The 8,289-nt window shown below is 44.8% G+C and carries 4 protein-coding genes and 2 riboswitches; of the genes, 3 read left to right on the top strand and 1 reads right to left on the bottom strand.

The genetic code is table 11. The annotated features are described in order from the left end of the window. Positions 1-65 precede the first annotated feature (65 nt). A riboswitch (SAM riboswitch) is annotated at positions 66-181 on the top strand. Between the two features lie 399 nt (positions 182-580). The 3 genes from PLH26_RS17755 (at position 581) to PLH26_RS17745 (ending at position 6,873) form a co-directional block, all read left to right on the top strand. After that, positions 581-3,760: a SusC/RagA family TonB-linked outer membrane protein gene (locus PLH26_RS17755; protein WP_324587375.1), complete on the top strand. Its 3,180-nt coding sequence runs from the start codon at positions 581-583 to the stop codon at positions 3,758-3,760. An 11-nt stretch (positions 3,761-3,771) separates the two neighbouring features. Beyond that, positions 3,772-5,205, top strand: coding sequence for a SusD/RagB family nutrient-binding outer membrane lipoprotein (locus PLH26_RS17750; RefSeq protein ID WP_324587374.1), 1,434 nt, complete (start codon positions 3,772-3,774; stop codon positions 5,203-5,205). A 176-nt stretch (positions 5,206-5,381) separates the two neighbouring features. Further along, positions 5,382-5,503: riboswitch (SAM riboswitch) on the top strand. A 146-nt stretch (positions 5,504-5,649) separates the two neighbouring features. Next, positions 5,650-6,873, top strand: a complete 1,224-nt coding sequence (locus PLH26_RS17745) for a trans-sulfuration enzyme family protein (RefSeq protein ID WP_324587373.1) — start codon at positions 5,650-5,652, stop codon at positions 6,871-6,873. Positions 6,874-6,979: 106 nt separating this feature from the next. Here the strand turns inward: PLH26_RS17745 and PLH26_RS17740 are convergent. Next, on the bottom strand, positions 6,980-8,289 hold a 1,310-nt coding region (locus PLH26_RS17740; protein WP_324587372.1), incomplete at its 5' end, for an HAD-IB family phosphatase.

Here is an 8,289-nt window from a genome sequence, read left to right as displayed (position 1 = left end):
AAAAAATATCCTACTAATGTAGTAGGATATTAAATCTCTCTTTATATTTGCAGTGTTCTTTTAATTACTTATCAAGAAAGGCTGAGGGACATGGCCCTGAGAAGCCTTAGCAACCATCTCAACTTTTGGAGTTGTGAAAGGTGCTAACTCCATCTCGCTGTATACGCGGGATAGATAAGTCAGATGCAGGTTATAACCGAATCAACGTTTTAATAACTCAGGCATTTCTGATCTATCGGGAGTGCTTTTTTTATTTCAGGGACCTGCAATAAACAAAACCTGCCGGATGTATTTTTTCGATAAGCGGATTGAAATTTTATCAATCACCAATATTAAAAAATGAAAGCAAATAATTTTTGTACCGCGTCTAAAGACTGATTTTCTCTTCTGTGGATTCATCGGAAATATTTTTTCCACTTGCTTACGATTGACCCAATACACAACAACGATCGGCTTACCGGATCATAATCCTTCACAAGGGGTATGTATGGTCTTTTTTGTACGACCTGAGGAATTGCCTGCCGGCATATCCGGGAAAACACTGGTAACCATTTTTTGAATCTTATTAAATTTTACGCTAATGCACAGGCACTATAAGCTGCTTGCGGGGATACTATTGCTTTTATTCTGGCACCCGCTTTTAGCACAAACCGTATCCGTTAATGGCTCGGTAATTTCAAAACGCAGTGGTAATGCACTTGAAGGTGTAACCATTATTGTAAGTGGCAAAAGCGTTGCCACGCAAACAGATATCAACGGCACCTTTGCGATAGACGCACCTGCCGGCAGTACCCTTATCATTTCCAGGGTGGGCTACCAAACACAGGAAATCGGCATCGGCTCCGCATCAGCAAAGCTCTCCATTTTACTTGAAGAAGTTGCTGCTTCACTGGATGAAGTGGTGATTACGGCGTTGGGTATATCGAGGCAAAGAAAATCGCTTGGTTATGCTGTGCAGGAATTAAAATCTTCTGCAATCAGCGAAGCCAAAGAGCCGAATCTTGTAAATGCTTTAGCCGGGAAAATAGCCGGTGTTCGCATCACCAACAGCCAGGGTGACATGGGATCTTCACGTATTGTTATCAGGGGTGAAACTTCCATAGCGGGCAACAACCAGCCATTGTTTGTTATAAACGGCGTTCCGGTTGATAATTCACAGCTTGGCGCCGGCAGCTCCCGCGATTATGCCAATGCGATTTCTGATATCAATGCCGAAGACATTGAAAGTGTGAGCGTGCTGAAAGGCCCGAATGCGGCTGCTTTATATGGTTCAAGAGCTGCTGCCGGTGTTATACTCATAAAAACAAAAACAGGAAAAACGAAGAAAGGGCTGGGCATCACTTTTAATTCAAATGTGGACTTTGAAAACCTGCTTGTGCTTCCGGATTATCAGAACGCTTATGGTCAGGGCTCCAATGGGCGGTTCAGTTATACAGACGGTAAAGGCGGCGGCATCAACGATGGCGTAGATGAAAGCTGGGGTCCCAGGCTGGATGGCCGGTTGATCCCGCAGTTCTATTCTAACGGCGAAGCGGTACCCTTTGTACCACACTCCGATAATGTGCGCGATTTTTTTAAAACCGGCACTACTTTCAGCAACAGCATTTCCATAGCCGATGCTACCGAAAAATTTGATTACAGGATATCTTTCAATCACGTCAAACAAAATGGCGTCATTCCAAATTCAGAGCAGGAAAAAAAGTCCGTCTCACTGAATACAACCCTGCGCCTTACATCGAAGCTGAGTGTTACGGCAAACGTAAATTATTTTAATATCCAGGCCGATAATCTGCCGGGAGCCGGCGGTAAAAGATCCACCAGCACCATGTTGCAGTACACCTGGTTTGGAAGACAGGTTGATATTAACCGGTTAAAAAATTACAGGAATGCCGATGGCACTACTTTCAACTGGAACAACAGCTATTACAGCAATCCGTATTTCATTGCCTATGAAAATACGGTGGAACAAAGGCGCAATCGCATTATCGGGCACGTAGCATTCAACTATGATTTTGGCAAGGGGCTGGCACTGAATTTCCGTTCGGGCACCGATTACTACAACGACCGCCGCAAGCTTAAGATTGCGTACGGCACCAACGGCACACCTTACGGGTCTTACCAGGAAACAGGTTATACGGTGAATGAAAACAATACGGAGGCGATATTGCAGTACACTAAAAAATTGAATTCCGATTTCAGTATAGATGTGTTGGGCGGTGCAAATCTGCGGTACCGTTTTTATGAAGAGAATGACCAGTTGGCCCCGCGCCTGGCCGTAGCGGATGTGTACACACTATCCAATTCCAGAGATCCGCTGCAATCGTCAAATTATTACAGTCGTTTAAAAACCTACAGCGTATTCGGGTCCGGGCAGATCGGGTTTAGAAATTATGTTTTCCTGAACCTTACAGCCCGCAACGACTGGTCGTCTACATTACCTTCCCAAAATCTTTCCTATTTCTATCCTTCTGCCAACCTGAGTGTAATATTAACGGATGCCTTTTCTATAGGATCTGATTTCCTTTCTTATGCAAAGATCCGTGGAGGATGGTCCAAAGTAGGAAAGGATGCAGATCCTTACCAGCTGATAAACATATTTAATTTCTCGGCGCCATTTGGAACCAATCCGCAGTTGAACCCTTCCGCTATTGATCTTAATAAAGACCTGAGACCCGAAACCACAACTTCTGCAGAACTGGGTGCTGAGCTTGGCTTTTTTAGCAACAGGCTGCACCTTGACCTGAGTGTATACAATACGAACAGTTTTGACCAGATATTGAGTGTTGACGTGAGTCCTTCTACCGGCTACAGGCAAAAATTACTGAATGCAGGTAAGATCAATAACAAAGGAATAGAAGTGCAGTTAAATGTTATACCTGTTCAGAAAGGAATTACCTGGGAAGTGAACCTCAACTATGCCGCAAACCGCAGCAGGGTGCTGGAACTGGATAAAGAAGGAAGATTGCAAAACTATGTTATAGGCGCTTCAGGATCGGCACAAATAATAGCTTCGGTAGGACAACCTTACGGTACAATTTTCGGCAATGCTTTCCTGCGCAACGCCAAAGGACAGATCGTAGTGAACGATGATGGGGCTCCCAAAGCAGATCCCAATAAAAAAATACTGGGCAAGTATACACCCGACTGGTTGGGCGGTATCAGCAATTCATTGAGCTACAGAGGTGTTAAGCTGAGTTTTTTGGTAGATGCGAGCATTGGCGGGTCCATTTATTCCGGCACCTATGCCACGGGTACCTATACAGGCGTACTGTTGAATACACTGCAGGGGAGAGGTGCTGAATATGGAGGGCTTTATTATTACTATCCCAACAACAATAAATCAAATGGTACCGTGCAGGTACAGAGCCCCGGTACGGCGCCTGATGGAGAAGCGCTATATGATGATGGAATTATTTTTGACGGTGTTACCGCTGATGGTGCCCGTTCTGCAAAAGTGCTTTCGGCCCAGCAGTATTATAAATCATTCAGAACGATAGATGAAGCCAATGTGTTTGATGCTTCTTACGTGAAGCTGAGGGAAGTCAGGTTAGGTTATACTTTTCCGTTAGCATGGATCCGCAGTGCCGGATTTGAAAGTGCTTCTGTTGCTTTGGTAGGGCGCAATCTCTGGATCATTCACAAAGAAGTGCCGCATATTGATCCCGAAACCGCATTTAACACCGGCAATGCACAGGGATTGGAAAGCTTAACGCTTCCTACCACCAGGAGCTATGGCTTCAATATCACGCTTAAATTTTAAAAATCATTATTATGAAGAAGTATTCGATATACAGCCTGTTGGCCTTCTCATTGCTTGCAGGATCCTGCAAAAAAGATCTTGAAAAGATCAATAAAAATCCGAATGCCACAGAACACGCGCAACCCGACTATCTTTTAACAGCCGCTATTAAAAATACAGCAGATACCTATTGGGGAACCACCAATACGATGAACTCGAGCCTGCTGTTTGTACAGTATTGGGCGAAGATCCAGTATACGGAGCAGGACAGGTATATTTTTTCCAACAGCAGTTTCCAGGAGCTCTGGTCTACCGGTTATAGCACCAGTATAACCAGTTTAAACACCATCATAGAGCAGGCTGATAAGGCGGGTAATCCCAACTATAAAGGTGTTGCGCTGGTATTGCGCTCATGGGTGTTTTTGCTGTTAACGGACGCATACGGCGATATTCCATACACGCAAGCGGGAAATATTGAGCAGTATATAACGCCTGAGTATGATAGCCAGAAGGATGTATATCTGGGTTTGCTGGACGAGCTTAAAAATGCAGCGGCTTTGCTGGACCCCGCAGCAAATGCGATAGCGGGTGATATCCTGTACAAGGGCGATATTGCGCTTTGGAAAAAGTTTACCAATTCGCTGCGTTTGCGCATTGCTTTGCGTATTGCCGATCGTGAACCGCAGCAAGCCGGTGCTGTAATTACGGAGCTGCTGGGTCAAACAGATCCCTTTATCAGCAGCAATGCCGAAAATGCGCAGGTGGACTATCTCACATCCCCGCATCAGAACCCGGTAAGTGCTTTGTTTGAAACAAGAGATGATTACAGGATCAGTAAATCGGTAACGGATCGTTTGCTGGCATTGAACGACCCGCGGCTGCCCGTTTATGCCAGCAAAACGCAAACGCCAACGCCCCGGGAGTATATAGGCGTACCCAATGGATTGAGCAATGGCGATGCTTCCGACCTTGGCTTTGCAAAAACATCAAAGCCGGGAACATATTTTCTTACTGCGCAGTCGCCCGCCGTTATTTTTACCTGTGCTGAAGTTTTGTTTGATCGCGCTGAGGCTGCCGCCCGTGGGTTTACAAACGAAAACGCTGCCGGACTGTATATGCAGGCCATTGAAGCGTCATTGGAGCAATACGATATAACCGGTGAAGCCGCTGCAGAATATACAGCGCAACCCGCTGTTCAATATGATGAAGCCAACTTTAAAAAATCGATTGGCGAACAAAAGTGGATCGCGCTCTTCGGGCAGGGACTCGAATCTTTTAGTGAGTGGCGCCGGCTCGATTACCCGGTATTGCCGCCGGCAGCAGAAGGAGTGCTGAACGGCCAAATACCGGTGCGGTTTATTTATCCCGGTACAGAGCAATCGCTTAACGGGATCAGCTATAAAAAAGCAGTAACGCGTCAGGGAGCCGATCTGCTCACTACCAGGTTATGGTTTGATGTAAAGTAGATGACCGGATTAACTTGGAGGTTTTTCCTTATACCGGCTTTGTTTGGATTGCTAATTGTATATACCCATGGGGTTGTAATAAAAAAAAATTTTTAAGAAAAAGTTTATAAAAATTGGTGGCCTGAAAATTATGATGCTACCTTTGCAACAGTTCTTTATTATCCATTAAAAGGAGATTCTTATCAAGAAAGGCAGAGGGTAATGGCCCTGCGAAGCCTTGACAACCTCCCTTTATTGCTGTTTGGCAATAAAGGAAAGGTGCCAATTCCATCACGCCTGCCGGCGTGACAGATAAGCCAGATTCAGCATTGGAAACAATTGTATAATATGCTCAAAAGCTCGTCTGATTTATCGGACGAGCTTTTTTGTTGCTCTCTGGTATACTTTTTTGATAGGCCTTCTTTATTCAGATTTAATTTTAATCACATTTAAAAATCAAAAAAGATGAGCAGCGCAACAATTCTGATTCACAGCATCCCGGTTGATCCTTTAACGGGAGCTATTGCCGTACCCATTTATCAAACCAGCACATTCGTTCAGGACGCGCCCGGCATAAACAAAGGATATGACTACGCCCGTAGTGGAAATCCTACCAGGGAAACACTGGAAAATATTATTGCCGCGCTTGAAAAGGGCAGCACAGGTGCGGCCTTTGCCAGCGGGCTGGCCGCTATTGACGCGGTACTGAAATTGTTACAGCAGGGCGATGAAATACTGGCTGTAGATGATATTTATGGTGGCGCATTTCGGCTATTTACTCACATTTATCAAAAGTTTGGAATCAACGTAAATTATGTCGACACTTCGCGTGCAGAAAATGTTTTTAATGCCATCACGCCTAAAACGAAGTTGATATGGATTGAAACGCCAACCAATCCTACATTAAAAGTTTCCGATATCCGGGCAATCGCTGCAATCGCAAAAACCGGCGGGTGTTTGCTTTGTGTGGACAATACATTCGCATCACCCGCACTGCAGCAGCCGCTTATACTGGGGGCCGATATTGTAGTTCATTCGGCTACAAAATACCTCGGTGGGCACAGCGACCTGATAGCCGGTATTGTGGTTACCAAAACAAAGGAACTCGGCGAAAAAATAAAATTCGTTCAAAATGCAAGTGGTGCGATCCTTAGTCCCTTCGACAGCTTTTTGGTAATACGTGGTATTGAAACATTGCATCTTCGTGTAAAACAACATTGTGATAATGCACAACTTGTAGCAGAATTTTTACAATCACATCCCGATGTTGACAGGGTTTATTACCCGGGATTAAAAGCGCATTTCAATCATGACATTGCGGCCCGGCAATCAAAGGGTTTTGGCGGCGTTATTTCTTTTACGCTTAAAGATGATACAGAAGAATCCGCCACTGCATTCGTTACTTCCACCCAATATTTTAAGCTGGCAGAAAGCCTCGGTGGCGTGAAAAGCCTGTTGTGCCATCCGGCGCAAATGACGCACAAGTCGGTGCCTGCAGAAAAGCGAAAGTCTGCCGGCGTAGCCGACAGCCTTATCCGGCTAAGCATCGGTTTGGAAGACGCTGAGGATCTGCTCGCCGATCTGGAGCAGGCGTTTGAGAAATTAAAAATAAGCCGGCTTTCAACAGAAGTATCCGTGGCCGGTGCGCAGGCTGCCAACAGCCAGGTGTCCTTAAATCAGGATCATTGATATACCCGGCACCGATGACCGGGGGAAAAGCAAGGACAGCCGTTAATGTGACAGGTTGGCGACACGAAAATGTACAGGTGATCTGAGCAGCGTGCCTCGCACATTTTTACTGGGCTGGTTTTGCCTTTTCCCTGGTTCTTAAATACAGGTAATAACCTGCAACAGCAGCAGAAGCTGCGATCAAACCTATTCCCGCCAGGTATTTTATTGAGTTGTTTTTTGAAGATCTGCTTTTATCAACACCGTTGATTAAGTCGAGGAGAGGCTTTAGTGTACTTTCCGGCAGCACCTTATCGGCCCATAGTTTAACGAAAGGAGCAGCCTTTGTGGTAACGATACCCATTCCCGACGATTGAAGCATAGGGATGTCTTCCGGCTGATCACCTACAAAAACAATATTTTTCTGTGGTATATTAAAATTTACAGTGAGGTATTTTAGTATAGCGGCTTTATTGTATTGTATACCGGGTTCATCGGGGTCAGTAAAAAAGTCGGGAAACTGCAAAGCTCCTGTGGCCATACTTTTTTCCATTATAAGTTGATTGGCAAAACTATAATCAAATCCAAGCTTATTTTTAATGTGATTGGTAACAACATCAAAGCCATCGGAAAGCAATATACAGATGTAACCGTTTTGTTTCAACCGCAAAATCGTTTCCCTTGTATAGGGTATGATAGGGATGGTATCGGAAATGGCCTGCAATTCGGGTAGGGACCTGCCCTTAAAAAGCGCAGCCGTTTTTTTTATCCTCGATTGAGGATCTTTATAAGTGCTGGTTATCTGCGTTAGCTGGTGTTCCATGCTGTAATAAGCTGCTGCTGCCTCATTAAAGTCGAATTCCAGTATCGCGTTGATGTCAATCAGGATGATCTTTTTCAATTTTTGAATAGATTCCTTAACAGCAAAATCCATTTCATCACTTATTGTCTGGATATTGGACAGTGTCTCTAAATTGTCTATCGAAAATAATGAGGCCTTCTGCAGTATGGTCCTGGAAACCTGGCGCGACATTTTTCCGAGGGCCTCCAGGTTTTGCATATCGTTTTTAACAAACCCGATATTGACTTCTTTTATCCGTAACTTCTTATTAAAAGCATCTATCAGCAACGCAATATCCACTCCATAATCATTTTCAAATTCAACCTCCTGTAAAAAATCCTTGCGGGCAGCGATCATGCCGCTCAGGGGCTGTGAAAACTTTTCCAGCTCCGGGAAAAATATGCTTAAAAGCGGCTTGGCAACGAGTTGGGTTACCCTGCCGCCCTGCCTGTCGAAAAAGGATTTCACAAAATCGGCCTCCCCGTTTATGATCGGGTCGGCAAGAAGCGTTACAACGTTTTTTGGGTATGTGAGAATATCAGCATCAAGGTAAACGATTATATCAAAACCTGCTGCCAGCATTCCTTCGTGCATAG

It is taken from the genome of Agriterribacter sp., from assembly GCF_035444585.1.
Classification (GTDB): domain Bacteria; phylum Bacteroidota; class Bacteroidia; order Chitinophagales; family Chitinophagaceae; genus Agriterribacter.
Note: the sequence above shows the minus strand (reverse complement) of the source record. Positions and strands in the feature narration are given on the sequence as shown.

What these genes read in the sequence shown, in the direction of transcription:
- PLH26_RS17755 (WP_324587375.1), top strand. Translation starts at nt 581, where the DNA reads ATGCACAGGCACTATAAGCTGCTTGCGGGGATACTATTGCTTTTATTC.
- PLH26_RS17750 (WP_324587374.1), top strand. Translation starts at nt 3,772, where the DNA reads ATGAAGAAGTATTCGATATACAGCCTGTTGGCCTTCTCATTGCTTGCA.
- PLH26_RS17745 (WP_324587373.1), top strand. Translation starts at nt 5,650, where the DNA reads ATGAGCAGCGCAACAATTCTGATTCACAGCATCCCGGTTGATCCTTTA.